This is a genomic window from Flavobacterium pectinovorum, assembly GCF_022802975.1.
Lineage (GTDB): Bacteria > Bacteroidota > Bacteroidia > Flavobacteriales > Flavobacteriaceae > Flavobacterium > Flavobacterium pectinovorum_B.
In genome coordinates, this window is sequence record NZ_JAFEVZ010000004.1 from 311274 (window position 1) to 327700 (window position 16427).

General features: G+C 32.2%; 18 protein-coding genes. 9 read left to right on the plus strand and 9 right to left on the minus strand.

Going from position 1 to position 16427, the window contains the following annotated elements:
* The first annotated feature begins 234 nt into the window (after positions 1-234).
* Together FLV_RS08250 and FLV_RS08255 are read left to right on the plus strand one after the other, a co-directional pair.
* The gene (locus FLV_RS08250) at positions 235-1695 is read left to right on the plus strand and encodes a CCA tRNA nucleotidyltransferase (RefSeq protein ID WP_243232778.1); all 1461 of its coding nucleotides are present in this window, start codon (positions 235-237) and stop codon (positions 1693-1695) included.
* A 364-nt stretch (positions 1696-2059) separates the two neighbouring features.
* Positions 2060-3085, plus strand: a complete 1026-nt coding sequence (locus tag FLV_RS08255) for a COX15/CtaA family protein (RefSeq protein ID WP_243232780.1) — start codon at positions 2060-2062, stop codon at positions 3083-3085.
* A 464-nt stretch (positions 3086-3549) separates the two neighbouring features.
* On the opposite strand, the gene FLV_RS08260 is transcribed toward FLV_RS08255, so the two are convergent.
* The 9 genes from FLV_RS08260 to FLV_RS08300 form a co-directional block, all read right to left on the minus strand.
* Positions 3550-4317 (minus strand): LytR/AlgR family response regulator transcription factor, encoded by a 768-nt coding sequence (locus tag FLV_RS08260; RefSeq protein WP_243232782.1) that lies wholly within the window; start codon positions 4315-4317, stop codon positions 3550-3552.
* A 28-nt stretch (positions 4318-4345) separates the two neighbouring features.
* Positions 4346-4714 (minus strand): 2TM domain-containing protein, encoded by a 369-nt coding sequence (locus FLV_RS08265; protein WP_243232793.1) that lies wholly within the window; start codon positions 4712-4714, stop codon positions 4346-4348.
* Positions 4715-4725: 11 nt separating this feature from the next.
* Complete coding sequence (locus tag FLV_RS08270) at positions 4726-5037, minus strand: 2TM domain-containing protein (RefSeq protein WP_243232795.1); 312 nt, start codon at positions 5035-5037, stop codon at positions 4726-4728.
* A 2-nt stretch (positions 5038-5039) separates the two neighbouring features.
* Positions 5040-5369 carry a 2TM domain-containing protein gene (locus FLV_RS08275; protein WP_243232797.1) on the minus strand — a complete coding sequence of 110 codons (330 nt, stop codon included), beginning with the start codon at positions 5367-5369 and terminating at the stop codon, positions 5040-5042.
* A gap of 2 nt (positions 5370-5371) precedes the next feature.
* Positions 5372-5674 (minus strand): 2TM domain-containing protein, encoded by a 303-nt coding sequence (locus FLV_RS08280; protein ID WP_243232803.1) that lies wholly within the window; start codon positions 5672-5674, stop codon positions 5372-5374.
* The gene (locus FLV_RS08285) at positions 5674-7032 is read right to left on the minus strand and encodes a histidine kinase (protein WP_243232804.1); all 1359 of its coding nucleotides are present in this window, start codon (positions 7030-7032) and stop codon (positions 5674-5676) included. The genes FLV_RS08280 and FLV_RS08285 overlap by 1 nt, the downstream gene beginning before the upstream one ends.
* A 29-nt stretch (positions 7033-7061) precedes the next feature.
* Positions 7062-7484, minus strand: a complete 423-nt coding sequence (locus tag FLV_RS08290) for a VOC family protein (protein WP_243232805.1) — start codon at positions 7482-7484, stop codon at positions 7062-7064.
* A gap of 24 nt (positions 7485-7508) precedes the next feature.
* On the minus strand, positions 7509-8132 hold the full coding sequence (locus tag FLV_RS08295; protein WP_243232806.1) for a hypothetical protein: 624 nt from the start codon (positions 8130-8132) through the stop codon (positions 7509-7511).
* Positions 8133-8346: 214 nt separating this feature from the next.
* The gene (locus FLV_RS08300; protein WP_243232818.1) at positions 8347-10512 is read right to left on the minus strand and encodes a TonB-dependent receptor; all 2166 of its coding nucleotides are present in this window, start codon (positions 10510-10512) and stop codon (positions 8347-8349) included.
* A 141-nt stretch (positions 10513-10653) separates the two neighbouring features.
* Here FLV_RS08300 and FLV_RS08305 point away from each other — a divergent pair, with 141 nt between their 5' ends.
* The 7 genes from FLV_RS08305 (at position 10654) to FLV_RS08335 (ending at position 16421) form a co-directional block, all read left to right on the plus strand.
* Complete coding sequence (locus FLV_RS08305) at positions 10654-11112, plus strand: DinB family protein (protein WP_243232820.1); 459 nt, start codon at positions 10654-10656, stop codon at positions 11110-11112.
* 27 nt (positions 11113-11139) lie between these two features.
* Entirely contained in the window at positions 11140-11748 is a 609-nt protein-coding gene (locus tag FLV_RS08310) for a hypothetical protein (protein WP_243232823.1), read from the plus strand.
* 18 nt (positions 11749-11766) lie between these two features.
* Complete coding sequence (locus FLV_RS08315) at positions 11767-12222, plus strand: YciI family protein (RefSeq protein WP_243232824.1); 456 nt, start codon at positions 11767-11769, stop codon at positions 12220-12222.
* A 43-nt stretch (positions 12223-12265) separates the two neighbouring features.
* Entirely contained in the window at positions 12266-13744 is a 1479-nt protein-coding gene (locus FLV_RS08320; protein ID WP_243232834.1) for a hypothetical protein, read from the plus strand.
* A 21-nt stretch (positions 13745-13765) separates the two neighbouring features.
* Positions 13766-14341: a sugar O-acetyltransferase gene (locus FLV_RS08325; protein WP_243232835.1), complete on the plus strand. Its 576-nt coding sequence runs from the start codon at positions 13766-13768 to the stop codon at positions 14339-14341.
* The gene (locus FLV_RS08330; protein ID WP_243232836.1) at positions 14341-14730 is read left to right on the plus strand and encodes a VOC family protein; all 390 of its coding nucleotides are present in this window, start codon (positions 14341-14343) and stop codon (positions 14728-14730) included. The genes FLV_RS08325 and FLV_RS08330 overlap by 1 nt, the downstream gene beginning before the upstream one ends.
* A 413-nt stretch (positions 14731-15143) precedes the next feature.
* Complete coding sequence (locus FLV_RS08335; protein WP_243232837.1) at positions 15144-16421, plus strand: chloride channel protein; 1278 nt, start codon at positions 15144-15146, stop codon at positions 16419-16421.
* Positions 16422-16427 lie beyond the last annotated feature (6 nt).

The following is a 16427-nucleotide window of genomic DNA, read 5'->3' on the forward strand; positions in this document are numbered from 1 at the left end:
ATGACATTGACCGATAGATCGGGATAAAAAGATTTACACCGATTTTTTTAATCCTTTTAATCCTGTAATCAGTGGCTAAAAAAAATAATTTGTGCAATTCATGACAAACCTTTCCCAATTTATAAAAATCGAAGCCACAAAATGTGAAATTGTTCAAAAAAGTGAGCTCTAGATTGTAATAGGCATTTTCTATGTTGTAAATTTGCATGCATTTTATTTCTACTTAAATTTAAAATGCCTTTTTATTCAAAAATTGAAGAATTCGTGGCTATACAAACAAATTACAAAACTGCTTTACAAAACAAAATCTTCGATATCATTTCGAAAGCTTCTCAGGAATTAAACGTTGACTCTTATGTAATCGGCGGATTTGTTCGTGATTTGCTTTTAAACAGAGGTTCTAAAAAAGACATCGATGTTGTAGCAGTTGGAAGCGGAATCGAATTAGCCCTTAAAGTTTCTGATTTACTTCCTAATAAACCAAAAGTTCAGGTTTTTAAAAATTACGGTACCGCAATGCTTCGTTTTGAAGATACCGATATTGAGTTTGTTGGCGCACGCAAAGAATCTTATACTCGTGACAGCAGAAATCCTATTGTAGAAAACGGAACTTTGCAGGACGATCAAAACCGTCGTGATTTTACCATCAACGCTTTAGCTTTGTCATTAAATTCAACTAATTTTGGAAATCTTTTAGACCCGTTCAATGGCTTAGCTGATTTAGAAAGCAAAACAATCAAAACCCCTTTAGATCCTGATATTACATATTCTGATGATCCATTGCGTATGCTTCGTGCCATTCGTTTTGCAACTCAGCTAAATTTCGAAATTGAAGAAAATTCGTTGAATGCGATTACCAAAAATGCAGATCGAATCAAAATCATTTCCGGCGAAAGAATCGTAGATGAATTAAACAAAATCCTTTCTACACCTAAACCGTCAACCGGATTTTTACTTTTATACAAAACCGGACTTTTAGATTTAATCTTACCTGAATTAACGGCTTTGAATCAGGTAGAAGAAATTGAAGGTCACACCCATAAAAACAATTTTTATCACACGCTTGAAGTAGTCGATAATATTTGTCCAAATACAGATGATGTATGGTTACGCTGGTCTGCTTTGTTACACGATATCGGAAAAGCACCAACAAAGCGTTTCAATAAAAAACAAGGCTGGACGTTTCATGGTCATGAATTTCTTGGCGGAAAAATGGCTAAGAAGATATTCGAACGTTTACACATGCCATTAAACCATAAAATGAAATTTGTGCAAAAAATGGTTATCATGAGTTCACGCCCAATTGTTTTGGCGCAGGATATTGTGACTGACAGCGCAGTTCGTCGTTTGGTTTTTGATGCTGGTGAAGATGTTGAAAATTTGATGACTTTATGCGAAGCTGACATCACAACCAAAAATCCGGCAAAATTCAAAAAATATCATAAAAATTTTGAAATCGTCCGAAAGAAAATTGTAGAAGTGGAAGAACGCGATCAGGTTCGTAATTTTCAGCCGCCAATTTCCGGCGAAGAAATTATGGAAATGTTTGATTTAAAACCTTCAAGAGAAATTGGGGTTTTGAAAGAAGCTGTAAAAGAAGCTATTTTAGAAGGCGATATTCCAAATGACTATCAGGCGGCTTATGATTTTGTGATTAAAAGAGCTGCAAAGTTGAATTTAACTCTTAAAAAGTAATGGATCTTTATAAAATAATTTATAGAATTTTACTTGCTGTAGTTATTATCTATCCAAACTATATTTTTTTCAAAGGACTAAAAAAAAATAAAAAAAAACATTACAAGTACAATTTACTTTATTTTTTAGTATCTATTGTTACTCCTTGTTCAATAATTTTTCTAATTGCTTTAGTAATGACAAGTCCTGCATTGAATCATCTTACTGATATAGAATTAGACCCTCAAAATTTAACAACAAGAATTATTGTTGGATGCATCATATTTCTTCCAAGCATCTTGGTAAACATATGTTTTGCGAAATTATATTTAAAAAGAATTTCGAAAACAAAAAATAAAAACGAAATCGAATTAATCGGAACAGAATGAAAAAAGAGAATAAATCAGTAATCATTTGGTTACTATCGGGCTGTGCTTTATTATTTTTAATGGTAGTCGTGGGCGGTATCACACGTTTGACCAATTCAGGTTTATCTATGACCGACTGGCATTTGGTAACGGACACATTTCCGCCCTTAACCGAAGCCAAATGGAACGAAGCTTTTGAACAATACAAGAAATTTCCTGAGTATCAAAAAATCAATATTCACAATGATTTTCAATTAGCCGATTATAAATTTATTTATTTCTGGGAATGGTTTCACCGTTTTATCGGCCGTATTATTGGTCTGGTTTTCTTTGTTCCCTTTGTTTACTTTTTAATCAAAAAGAAATTAGACACTCCTACTATTAAAAAATGTATTGTTCTTTTGGCAATGGGAGGTTTCCAGGGATTTCTTGGATGGTTTATGGTAAGAAGCGGATTAATTGACAATCCGGATGTAAGCCACTTCAGACTCTCACTTCACTTAACTTTTGCCTTTATCACCTTTGCTTATACACTTTGGGTCGCTCTTGATTTGATCTATCCGGAAAGAAATATCAACAGAATAGTTCCACTTCGTACTATTGCACGTTATGCATTGGCTGCTTTATTAATCCAAATTATTTACGGCGGATTTGTTGCCGGATTAAATGCCGGATTAATTCACAATCACTGGCCTTTAATGAGTGACGGGGAATTTATTCACGAGTCGGTTTTTATTGAACAGTCTTCTTTAATCAAAAATTTAATTGAAGGGAAAAGCGGTGTTCAGTTCGTTCACAGAACTTTTGCTTATGCAGTAGTTGCCGTAATTCTTTATCTTTTCTTCAAAAGCAAAAAATATTCGCTTACCAGAACCCAGTCAAACGGAATTAATATACTGGTCGTTTTTGTGTTTATTCAGTTTCTGTTAGGGGTTTTTACTTTATTGTACAGCGTTCCTTTGGCTTTAGGATTGATTCATCAGATTATGGCGTTTTTCCTTTTAAGTGCCATGACCTATACGCTGCATCGTTTGAGTAAATAACATTTTATAATACAAAAAGAGCTGAAAATTTCAGCTCTTTTTGTATTGTCTATAGTATGTCGAAAATATGAACCGAGCCTATGGCTCTACTGATTGGGAACGTGTTATTTTCAACCGGATTAAAATCCGGCCCTACAATATTATCGAGCCGATGGCTCTTATCTGACCGAATTAATCGTTAAATCAATTGATAATCAACACCTTTTGTTTATGTTTTTTTTTATGAATTGGAACTATGGTTCTTTAGAAAATCTAATTACATAAAAACAACCAAAAAATTCCTTAGAAATAAAAAATATTGTAGCAACGGATTTTAATCTGTTGAATAATAAAACGTATGTTAGATAAAGCTCCGTAGGAACGACACTTTTCACATTTCACATTTTACTTTTCACATCTTACTTTTCACATCTTACTTTTCACATCTTACTTTTCACATCTTACTTTTCACATCTTACAAAAATCTACCCTAACCACCCCTTAAAATCCTGTACTTTTTCTCGGCTCACAATTACCTCATCTTCTTTGTAAGTTGGTAAAATTACTTTCAGACGTGAATTGGTGTACACCTGAATTTCTTTAATGGCTTTTAAAGGAACTATGAATTTTCTGCTTATGCGAAAGAAATCCTTCTTGTCCAATTCCTGTTCCAGAATTTCTAAAGTCGAATCGATTAAATAATTTCGATTATCGAAAGTATGAATGTAAGTTCCTTTGTTTTCACTAAAAAAACACTCGATTTCATCTTTTGTAATTACTTTTAAATGTTGACCAATTTTAACTGTAAACCTTTCTTTATAAGTCTTCTCAAAAGGATTGGACAACATTTGGCGTATTTGTTCAAAATTAAGCTGCAGATTTTGATTTCCTGTATCTTGTTTCGGAATTCTTGTTTTATATTTTGCAACCGCCACTTCCAGATCATCTTCATCAATTGGTTTTAAAAGATAATCGATGCTATTTAATTTAAAAGCTTTTAAAGCGTATTCATCATAAGCAGTCGTAAAAATAATAGCGCTTTTAATGTCTATTTTCTCAAAAATTTCGAACGATAAACCATCTGAAAGCTGAATATCTAGAAATATCAAATCGGGATGTTCGTTATTGGCAAACCAATCGATAGATTCTTCAACAGAATGTAACATGGTTTCTACAGCAATATTTAATTTTTCTAACTTTCGCTGTAATAATCTTGCAGCAGGTTTTTCGTCTTCTATAATTAATGTGGTCATTGATTTGGCTGAAATTAAAAAAATAAAGTTATTCCCATTTATTCTTATTGACTGGCTGTTTACTCATGTATTCCTGAATTTTTCTTTTTTCCCAGTCATCGCTAAAGAAAATATTACGACCAAAGACAGATAATGCATGAGCGGCTAAACCGATTCCCCAAAAAATAGCTGTTGAATACGTATGCCATTCAAAAAAATCGCCTTCATTCCATCTTATATCAGAAAAATCCCTGCTTAAATTGGAAATAATAATGACTGCATTAACAATTAAATAAACTTTTAAGTGCGAATAAAAATCTTTTATCCTTTTTACTTGTTTGTATGCGATTTCAAAACTTTCATCATTTTCAAACTCTTGCCTGTACTCTTCGTAAAAGCGTTTTCTACAACGTCCCATTTTATTCTGATTTAAAGGTTATTGCCATTTGTTTTGTTCTCTTTTTCTTTCTCCATGATTTCTTTGATTTTTCGTTCTTCCCAGCCTTTTCCTAAAACCGGAAAAACTTCAAAAACTTTCAATCCATGAAAAACAACTCCTACTCCCCACCATATCAAAGGCCAGTAAAACCATAAATGATTTGGCGTTGTATATAAATTGATAAAAATCAGTACAATATTAACCCCTACATAAGACGTTAAATTACTATAAAATCCTTTTATAGCCTCGACTTTCTTTTTAGCCTGAGAATACTTGTCTTCTTCGTTATAATTTATTTCCATGATTACTCCCATTTTTGTTTTTTTGTTTTTTTCTCTAATAGACTTTTTACTTTACGCTCTTCCCATTCTTTTCCAAAAATTTTATACGAAGCAAATAAATCTACCGCAGAAATTAAAAATGCTGTTGTCCAGATCCACATTACAAACCCATTGATATATTTTATAGGAAAGAAATTTAATGGCGCTCCAAAATACGCTTTCATTACATAAATAATTACACCAATAATATAAACAAATGTATGACTGTAAAACGCCTTGAGTTTGACCACTCTTTTAGTTGCAATTTCTTTCAGTACTGATTCTTCACGATCATTATTAAAATTTGCTTCCATAATTATTCCCAGGTTTGCTTGTTTTTTTCTTTCTCTAAAATCTCCTGAATTTTTCGTTCTTCCCATTTCTTATCGAAAAAAGGCATGTATTCAAAAGCCTTCAATCCATGTAAAACTACTCCAACTCCCCAGCCCATCAAACACCATACAAACCATAAGTAACCCGGAGAAGTCATAAGATTAACTGCGATAACTATCGGATTAACTAAAACAAATACTGTCAAATGCTCATAAAACTCTCTAATTTGCTTTACTTTTTTTTGAGCTTCGTAATAACGGTCAGCTTCAGCATATTTTTTTTCCATTATTTCCAAGTTTGTTTGTTGTTTTCTTTTTCCAGAATCTCTCTTATTTTTCGTTCTTCCCAATCTGAACTGTAACCAAAAACTTTAAAAGCATGCATTACGACTCCAAATCCCCAGCCTATTGCCGAAAACCAAAACCACTGAAAACCAGGAGAAAACCTCAAATTTATAAAAATTAAAAACGGAACCACACAACAATACGAAATTACATTTGCGTAAAATCCTTTTAATTCCTCTACTCTTTTTTTAGCTCTGAAATAAGCTTTGTTTTCATCGCTATAGTCTGCACTTGTTTCCATAACTGTTATTTGTTTGGTTAAAATCGGAATTTTAACTGTGAATGTTTGTTCATTTTGTTCGATTAATACTTTTCTGTTGGTAATAATTGCGTATCGATTCACGATATTCTGCAATCCAACTCCCTGTCTGTCCTGCAAAACTTCTTTCTTTTGAAAATCATTTTGAATGGCAAGATAATCTCCGTCTGTAAAAATCCTGATATGTAATGGTTTTTGTTCGCTTACTACATTATGTTTTACCGTATTTTCTAATAACAGCTGCAACGATAACGGAACCACTTTTGCATCAGGATTGATGTCTGTTGAAGGCAATTCGTAAAACAAACTGTTTTCAAATCGCATTTTCAGCAAATTCATATAGGTTTTTGCAAATGACAATTCATCTTCTACAGAAACCAGTTCTTTATCTTTCTGTTCTAAAACATACCGGTATATTTTAGATAAAGAAGTGGTAAATCGCTGTGCATTATCAGGGTTTTCTTCTATTAAAGAACTTAATACATTGAGACTGTTAAAAAGAAAATGTGGGTCTATCTGATTTTTTAAACTTTCAAATTTTGCATTTGCTGTTCCTGCAATAATTTTTTGTTGGGTTATTTCAAATTTCGACGCCATTTTCCATTTTACCATAAAACTTCTGGCCTGCATGAAAGTGGAAACTCCTAAAGATAAAATGATGTAGAAAAGATGTGTCCATATCATATTCTGATTAAAGAACTGATCCAAAGGCATTTTTCTCAAAAAGATAAAAATAAAATAGTTTATTCCTAAAACTACTGGGATGGTATATAAGATTGTAACTAAAATGCCATAATAGACACGTAAATTAGTTTGTTCCAGCCAATCCCATTTCCTATCTAAAAAAATATTTAAAAAACCATTACCAAAACCAAGCCCGAAAGAATACATGCAACTCAAAACAAACGTAAGCAATACATTTTTGACATTTAAATCGTCTCCTAAAAAAGCCGAAAAAATTACTGTAAAAATCATAGAAATTTTGAAACAAACAATTGTTCCGTTTTTTAAATCTGAAAATGTATTTCTATAGTTGCTCATTATTACAATTTATTTTTTGGTTACCTTTTTTAATTTATTTCAAAACTAATCTTCCAATTAATTCCAAATTTATCATTAACAATTCCATAATAGGATCCCCAAAACGTTTCATTCATTGCTAATTTAATTTTACCTCCTTCAGAAAGTTTTTTAAACAGCTTGTCGGCTTCTTCTTTATTATCTGTAGTAATTGATAAGGAAAAATTATTAGTACAAATACCTGCGTTATGCAATTCTGTATGATCACTCCCCATCAATGTCATTTGATTGCTAACAGGCAGAGAAATATGCATGATTTTATTGTTCTGTTCTTTAAAAAAATGCTTATCTGCTTGTGGTACATCATTGTAACGCCCAACATATTTAAATTCAGTTTCAAAGACATCCTTATAAAAATTAAATGCTTCTTCACAATTACCATTAAAATACAAATATGGGTTTATTGTTATCATAAATACCGTATTATCGATTAAGTTTTATTTTTTGCAATTTTTCTGTGCTTCCAAAGCCCTTTCTAATCCCCATTTTGGAGAAAATTGAGTTTCTGGTTTAAAAGTAGCAAAAAGTTCAACAGCTTTATCAACCTGCACACATAAAGGTTTTGTATCTACGCCTGTCCATTTTGCTCCTCCTAACTGATAATCTGCTTCACCAAAAACGGCTCTCGGATTATTGGGATCAATTGCTTTTGCTTTTCCATAAGCTTCCATTACTTTACCAGAATATTTCATTCCGTTTGTCATTGGGTCAGCGACAACATATCCTGTATAAATCAAAGCCTGCAGAACATATAACTCAGCATTGTTTTGATCTTTTATTATTTCCTGATCCAAAGCGTCTTGTGCTTTTGTCAGTAACAAATCAATTTTTGTTTTGTCTTTTTCTGTAAAAACTGCTGTTGTATTGATTAAGGCTACGTAATAATTTGGCAAATAGCTGGTTTTGTCTGCTGCAGCAATTCTTTCAAACATCGCCGAAGCTTCTGCATTTTTTCCTTCTTTCCAAAGCCCGAAAGCTTTTCCCATTCCTTGTTCAAATTGTGTTTGTGCAGATAATAAACTGCAAATAAATAGTGTAATAGCGGTGATGATTTTGGTCATGATTTCTTTTTTTTTAAAGTTACTAAGTTGTTAAGGTTCTGAGATTCTAAGTTTTTTATTGATGATTAATTTATACTTCAAAAGTATGCTGGTTTTTAGTCTTTTAAAATTAAATGATACTGAGTTGTCGAATTTGGTTACTGAATTGTTTTTTTAAAGACTCTAAGATGCTTTTTTCCCTTAGTGCCTTAGCATCTTAGAACCTCTGAACCTTTTAAAGATTCTTCAACTGATTCTCGTTTTTATCCTTGCTAATCGTCCAGAAGAAACCTAAAAAGAAAAATCTGTCTGCAGTTGGTACAATGGCTTGTCTTTGATAAACTCCGCCTGCATCTGGTGTTCTGGCATAATCGTATCCAAAAACATTTTGTGTCCCTAAAATGTTTGAAACCGAAAAGTAAAGAATCTTTTGTGTGGTTAATAAATAAGCCCAGTTAAAACTCAGACTGTTGTATGCCTTCGTTTTTCCGTTCATAAACTGTGTTTGATTTGGATCATTGTACGGACGTCCTGTACTGAAACTATTTGTAAAACCAATTTGCGATTTCCAGTCGGTGATAAAATATTTTGTTACAATTGACAAACTGTGATTGGCAATGAAATTGGGCGTTGCCATTGTTGGAAAATTTTTATATTGTCTTTCGGAATCGATATATGAATAAGAAATCCAGTATTCTAAGTTTTTATACAAATTGCTGTCTCTCCAAAACAAGTCTATTCCTTTTGCATATCCTGATCCGTTGTTATTGAAAACCGAATTGTACTGAATATCTCTCGTATCATACTGAACCAGATTGCTGTAATCTTTATAATACGCTTCGGCTCTAAAAGTCTGTCCCGGTTTTGTAAACTGATAGTTCAAAATATAGTGTCTTGCTTTCTCGCTTTCGAACTGATGGTATTTTGAATATTTGATATAATCTACAACAGGCGACTGAGAAAAATCTCCGTAAGCAAAGGAGAACTGACTGCTTTTTGATACTTTATACGCCAATGAAGCCCTTGGAGCAATTGCTGTTTCATCTAATAAACTATTATTCGAAATTCTGAAACCAACTTTCGCAGCCAGATTTTTTGAAAACTGAATATCTCCTTCTGTGTAAAATGCAGCAATATTTGAATCATAGCCATTGGAAACCTGAACTGAATTATTATCATCAAAATCTTCATTGAATTTGGTAATGAAATAATCAGCCCCAAAAGACAATTTGAAATGATTCGAAAACTTTTTTTGCAGTTTTAATTTCAACTGGGCAGCATTTTCATCATTGTCAATATTGTTAACATCATATTTCAACTTATTCTTGCTGTAACCATAACTAATTCCTGAAGTAATTTGCCATCCTGTTCCAAAACTCCCTTTGTATGAAGAATTCAGATAAAAGTTATTATTGTTCATATCGGTTCTGATTGGATTTTCGAAATTGATGTTTTTCTGATTCAAATCGAATTTTTCTCCATCAAAAGAAGCATACAGCTTAAAAATTCCGTTTATAAACTTGTATCTGTAAACCGTTTCTCCTCCAAGTGACTGGTAAGGGCTGTTCCAGTCAACATTCTGCGGAATCACGGCTTGATAAGGCGCTAAATTTACATACATCATATTTACACTTAAAGAACTTTTATTCCATTTTTGCGTATTTCCTAAACTTAAACCTACCGTCATAAAACCAATATCCGTTTTATCATGATCTGCTTCATCCTGCGTATTCAAAAGTAAAACACTTGACAAAGCTTCACCATATTCTGCAGAGTAGCCTCCGGTAGAAAAAGCAATTCCGCTGAATAAAAAAGGAGAAAACCTTCCTCTTGTTGGCAAATTATTTGTTGTTGCCCCGTATGGCTGTGCTACTCGGATTCCGTCAACAAAAGTCTGGGTTTCACTGGCTTCTCCCCCGCGTACAAACAAACGTCCGTCTTCGCCTACATTTTGTGTTCCCGGCAAAGTCTGTAAAGCTGCAATAATATTTCCGGCAGAACCTGCTGTAGTAACAATGTCTAAAGGTTTTAAAACTGAAACTCTCGCTTTATCTCCCGATTCTAAAGTTCCTGCCGTAATCACAACAGCATCCAGAGCATTTATATTTTCTCTTAGTCTAACCGTTTGGTCTTTAAAGTTAGCCACATCAATTTCTTTTTTAAAAGTTTCGAAAAGCAAAAAGCTTACTACTAAAGACTTATTTCCGGTTTCAGTAGTTTCAAAAGAAAACTCTCCGGTTTCAGAACTTGTTGCTCCGTCGTAAGTTCCGTCTAAATAAATATTGGCACCGGCAACGGGCTTCCCTTTTTGGTCCAGAACTTTCCCTGAAATCGTGTTTTGGGCAAAAATTAAAGCCGTAATAAATAAAAAAAATATTGTAAAAAGTAATTTGGTTTTCATGTCATCTTTGGTTTTGATGAAGCAAATGTATTTGAACTATTCCTGTTAAAAAATATTAAATAACCCAATTGTAGAATTTCGGGGATGAGTTGTAAATTACTTATTTGTATCTTAGCTAAAGTGTTTCAAAAACGATCAACTATGTCAGAAAGTAAAAGAATTTCGAATCTGTATCAGTCCATTTATAATGGAAATCCGTGGCTGGAAGTCAACTTGACAAATACTTTAGCAGATGTAACCGCAGAGCAGGCTTATAAAAAAACCACCCCTAATCTTAATACGATTTGGGAAATTGTCAATCATCTTATCCAATGGAGAAGAAACATTTTAAAACGTGTGCAGGGAGAAGTAATCACGACTCCTGACCATAATTATTTTGTACCTGTTTTAGATCCTTCTGAAGCCGCCTGGGAACAATCGCTTCAAAATCTGGCTAAATCACAAGAAGCCTGGAATGCTTTTCTTGAAGATTTTAATGATGCTGATTTAGCAAAAATATACGTTAATAATAATCACACCTATTACGAACACCTTCACGGAATTATACAGCACGATGTGTATCATTTAGGGCAGATTGTAATTTTAAAGAAGCTTTTGTAACATTAAAAATTAAATAGACAGGTACAGATGAAAAACATCAATAAAATACAAAATTTACTTCCGTTAGGCTACCTTTTTCTTGTCATATTAGGAATAGTTAAAGAAAGTATATTCTATTATCAAATTGGAATAAATATTATTAGATATTCATCTGTCATGGACATTTTGATAAGTCCAATTGCTATGATTACTTATCATCCACTGATTTTTATTTTTATAGTAGTCCTTTTTATTTTTTACTCTAAACTTCCACAAATTTTGCTAAAAAACGAAGACAAAAAAAGGCTGCACAAGCTTTTTGGATCGACGACCATTAAAACTGAATTATCAGAAAATGAAAGATTAGGTTATTATAATAATATTGCAATCGAATCACTCAGCTTTTTTTTAATATCTATTTTCCTCGGGTATGGACTTGCTGATGGAAAATTTACTTCCGAGAATATAAAAAACAATAATATAGAATATACTTACAAACTGAATTATAGTGATGAAAAATCTGAAAATGTTTATATAATTGGGTCTAATACTGCTTATTATTTTTATCTATCAGAAGGAAACGCTAATATCAAAATTGTGCCTGTAAATTCTATTAGGAATTTGGAACTGATAAATAACAAAATGCTAAATAAATAATAATCAACACCGCTAAAAATGAAAAAATCAATTCTAATAATGTTTCTTTTACTTTGCTCCATGGGATTTTCACAGGAAACAGAAAAAAGATATGATGAGACATTAGCAAAATCACTTCAAGCCGACGAATACGGAATGAAAAAATATGTTTTCTGCCTTTTAAAATCGGGAACCAACACAACGATTTCCAAAGAGGAAAGCAAGAAATTATTTGAAGGCCACATGGCAAACATCAATAAATTAGCCAAAGAAGGAAAGCTGGTTGTCGCAGGGCCTTTTATGAAAAACGAGAGAAATTATCGAGGCATTTATATTTTTAATGTAGAAACCATAGACGAAGCAAAAGCACTTGTGGATACCGATCCCGCAATTGAGGCAAAATTACTTGAAGCCGAATTAACACCTTGGTATGCAACTGCTGCTTTGCAGGAAACTGTAAAAATACATGAGAAAATCGCTAAGAAGAAATTTTAAATTTAATTAAGAAGAGGTATCACATTAAATTAAATCATTCCAAATGAATAAATCTGTTTTCAAATTCTCATTCCTTTTATCTCTTTTAGCAGTTTTTATTTTTGGTTGTGTTAAAAAAAATAATTTTGAAACATCAAAATTATCTAAAAAAACAACCGCCATAGTCCTAAGAATAGAAAAAATTAATATTCTAATGGGATCAGCTGTTTATTCGTCAGGAAAAAAACCAAAACAATATGAGAATTTTGAAAACTTAAAAAAAAATGCCTCAATAGAAGAATTGAAAGCCCTTACTAATCATGCAAACGGCGTTGTAAGATGTTATTCGTTCTGGGCATTATCAAATTATAAAGAAGCTGACTTATTTTCAATTGTAAAAAAACACATCACAGATGACACACCAATAGAAACTCTATTTGGCTGTATAAAATCTCAAGAAAAAGTTGGTGATTTTTTCATCAATCTTATTACTCCGGAATATGTTGACACCGATATAAAAAAATTGAATAAAAAGGAATTCGTAATACTTGATAGTCTTTTAATTTATAGAGAAAACAATCTGGATTCAAGATTTAGAGCTATCCAAAATGCGTCCCCTACAGAATTTCTTTATCCAAAAATTCGTGAGTTGGTAATAAAACAAAACAATCAAACTGCCTTAGTTACATTAGCAAAATATAAAAAAGAAAGTGATATAAATTTGATTTTAAAAAACAACGATAGTAACAGCGGTTATTTCTATACTTACAAAGCAATCCAAAATTTTCCTGATTCCGACTTTTTACCACTGCTTGAAAAAAACTTAAACCTAACTTTAAATGATGACCATTATGATGGTGAGTGGCTGCAATTGTACACAGCAATTGCAACATATAAAAATCAGAAGTCTCTAGAATTATTGAAAATTCCATTCACAAAAGTCAAACATCAAAACATTAAAAAATATCATATTCATTTTGTTTATGAAGCAATTTTAGCAAATAAATCTAAAATTTATGATGATTTATTATGGAAAATATGGGAAGAAGAAAATCTTATTACTATGGAGGGTTTCAAGTATCTATTAGGGTTAAATAAATCTAAGACATACGAATTTACTAATAAAAAATTAGTAGAAAATTATCAAACTATAAACTCAGAAACTATTCTAAAAACTAACAACGATATGATAAGTGAAAGTTTAGATGAAACAATGTTAAACTTTATTCTTTTGAATGACAAAACTACAGCTTACAGCATAATCACAAATAAAATTATTAATACAGATGTTAATGATTTTGAAATGTATTGTAGTAAAATTTTAGAATTTAAAGACAAAATCTTTATTGAACCCCTTTTTAAAAGAATGCTAAAAGACGATAATCCCCATGTTTATTTACAAATTTCAGAAACATTAATTGCCTTTAAAGATATCTCTATTAATAAAAGAATCCTTGAAACTAGGAAGAAAAACAAAAGTATGAATGAAGGCTGGGGAAGCGAGTCTTTAGACAAAATTCTGAAAGAAAATAATATCAAATAAAATAGATTAAAAATAAAAGGTATGAAAACAGAAAAAGAAAAAATGATTTCCGGCGAATACTACAATGCCTTTGATCCGGAATTAGTAAAAGGTCGTCGCGCCGCAAAAAACTTACTTCATACTTTGAATGTAAAAGAATATCGAGTTACCAAAAAAGCAAAAGAAATTTTAAAAGAACTGATTCCGAACGCCAAAGCCGGCTTTTATGTCGAACCACCATTTCACTGCGATTACGGATATAATATTTTTTGTGGAGAAAACGTTTATTTTAATGTAAATTGTGTTGTTTTAGACTGCGCTCCGGTAATTATTGGCTCAAATGTTTTTATTGCACCCAATGTTCAAATCTATACTGCAAGTCATCCACTTGATGCTGAATTAAGAAAAACACTCGAAAATGCGTATCCGGTTACCATTGGAGACGATTGCTGGATTGGCGGAAACTCGGTTATTTGTCCGGGAGTTACGATTGGCAAAGGTTGTGTTGTTGGCGCTGGATCTGTCGTTACAAAAGACATTCCGGAGAATTCATTAGCTGTTGGAAATCCCGCAAAAGTTATTCGTAAATTAAATCAGGAACCTGAATCAAACACATAATGCTTACCTTAAACAAAGTTCATCATATCGCCATTTTATGTTCTGATTACGAAAAATCTAAAACTTTTTATACCGAAGTTTTAGGATTAACTGTTGTCAGAGAAATCTATCGCGAAGAACGTCAGTCGTATAAATTAGATCTGGCTTTAAATGGCGTTTATATTGTCGAATTATTTTCGTTCCCAAACCCACCAAAGAGACCGTCAAGACCTGAAGCTGTTGGTTTGCGTCATTTGGCTTTTGAAGTCATTAATTTAGATGAGACCGTATCTTTTTTGAATACAAAAAAGATCGAATCAGAACCGATAAGAATTGATGAAACCACTCAAAAACGATTTACTTTTATCGCTGACCCTGATTTATTGCCAATTGAGTTTTATGAGAGATAAATAAGAAACAAAGGGTTAAAGTTACAAAGGTTCAAAGATTTTCTCATTTTTTGTCATTTCAAATGACAAACTGCATTTCTAATCATTGCTTTAAATAAAAAATCTTTGTGCCTTAGGTCCTTTGCGGCAAAATCAAACCTTGAACAAATTTCCCTGCTTACATCAATTTTAACACTCTAAAATAAAGATTTACTAGAAAAAACCGTGCTAAAACTGAAAGGCAATTCTATACAAAAAGAAAACTTTTCGGGATTCATTTACATCGCAATATTTACAAAAACATACTGAAAGAATTTTCTTGTTTTATCAACTTTAACAAATTAAAAAGACAGTTTATTATTAAAAAACAGATTTGATTGTCTAATTTTGTGAAATCGCAAATAAAATCCTGCGGTCTACAAATTTACTTTCTGATGAACAAAACGGCGCAAATCAAAAAAAATCATCAATTTATTAAATTCCGAAAATTAGTTATTGTTTCTATCTTAATTGGCTTTCTTTCTGCCTTTCTCGGAATTTCACTAAAAAAAATAACCGAATATTACGAAGAAATCTTCTTTCATGAAGTATCGGTAAATCCAATTTTTTATATCATTTTTCCGGTTTTTGGATTATCCGTAATTTATTTCCTAAGGCAATATATTTTTAAGAAAAAAGAAAACAAAGGAATTAAGGAGGTTTTTGAAAGTACCGGTTCAAAATCAAAAAATTTACCTTCATATAAAATTCCGTCACATTTTATAAACGGTTTATTGACAGTTATTTTTGGAGGTTCAACCGGAATCGAAGTTTCTACCGTAGTTGCCACAGCAACAATTGGCTCTGTAGCGCACGAAAAAGAAAATGTTTTCCGTCAATACAAAACCGAATTAATTTGTGCGGGTGTTGCGGCCGGAGTTACGGCTTTATTCAGCAGTCCAATTGCCGGAATTTTATTCGCTTTGGAAGTCATTTCAAGAAAAGTGACCCGAGCCTTTATCATTTCAAATGTAATAGCGGTTTCAATTGCTTTCGGATTACTTTCTATTCTAAAAGAAGAACCTTTGTTTGCAATTTCAATTACGACCTGGCATTTAAAAGCAATTCCGTATTTTATTCTTCTGGGAATTTTGGCCGGTATGAATTCTGTTTATCTAACCCGCTGTGTTTTGTTTTTTAAATCTCAATTCGGAAAAATTGATACTCATTATTATAAAATTATAATAGGATCAGCTGTTTTAAGCATCTCGCTGTTTATTTTTCCACAATTATATGGTGAAGGGTATCATGCTATTAAAACCAGTTTCATTGCTCCTAATCAAATCATGACATTTACTTTAGCCATAACTTTTATTGGCATACTACTTCTTAAGCCAATTGTCACTTCCATAACGCTAGCTTCAGGCGGTGATGGAGGCGTTTTTGCACCAAGTCTTTTTATTGGTGCTTTTTTAGGATTATTACTGGCTTCTGTTTTAAATACTTTTTTTGAAGTGCATGTAATCCCTGTTAACTTTATGATTATCGGAATGGCGGCAGTGTTAAGCGCCAGTATCCACGCACCTTTTACTGCAATATTTTTAGTATGCGGACTTACAAACGATTACACCTTGTTTTTACCAATTCTTGTAGTTTGTCTGATTTCGAAATATACTGCAAAAATGATTTATCCCTATACGGTTTACAGTTATTCTTCTGGTTTATTAAAATAGAAAGGT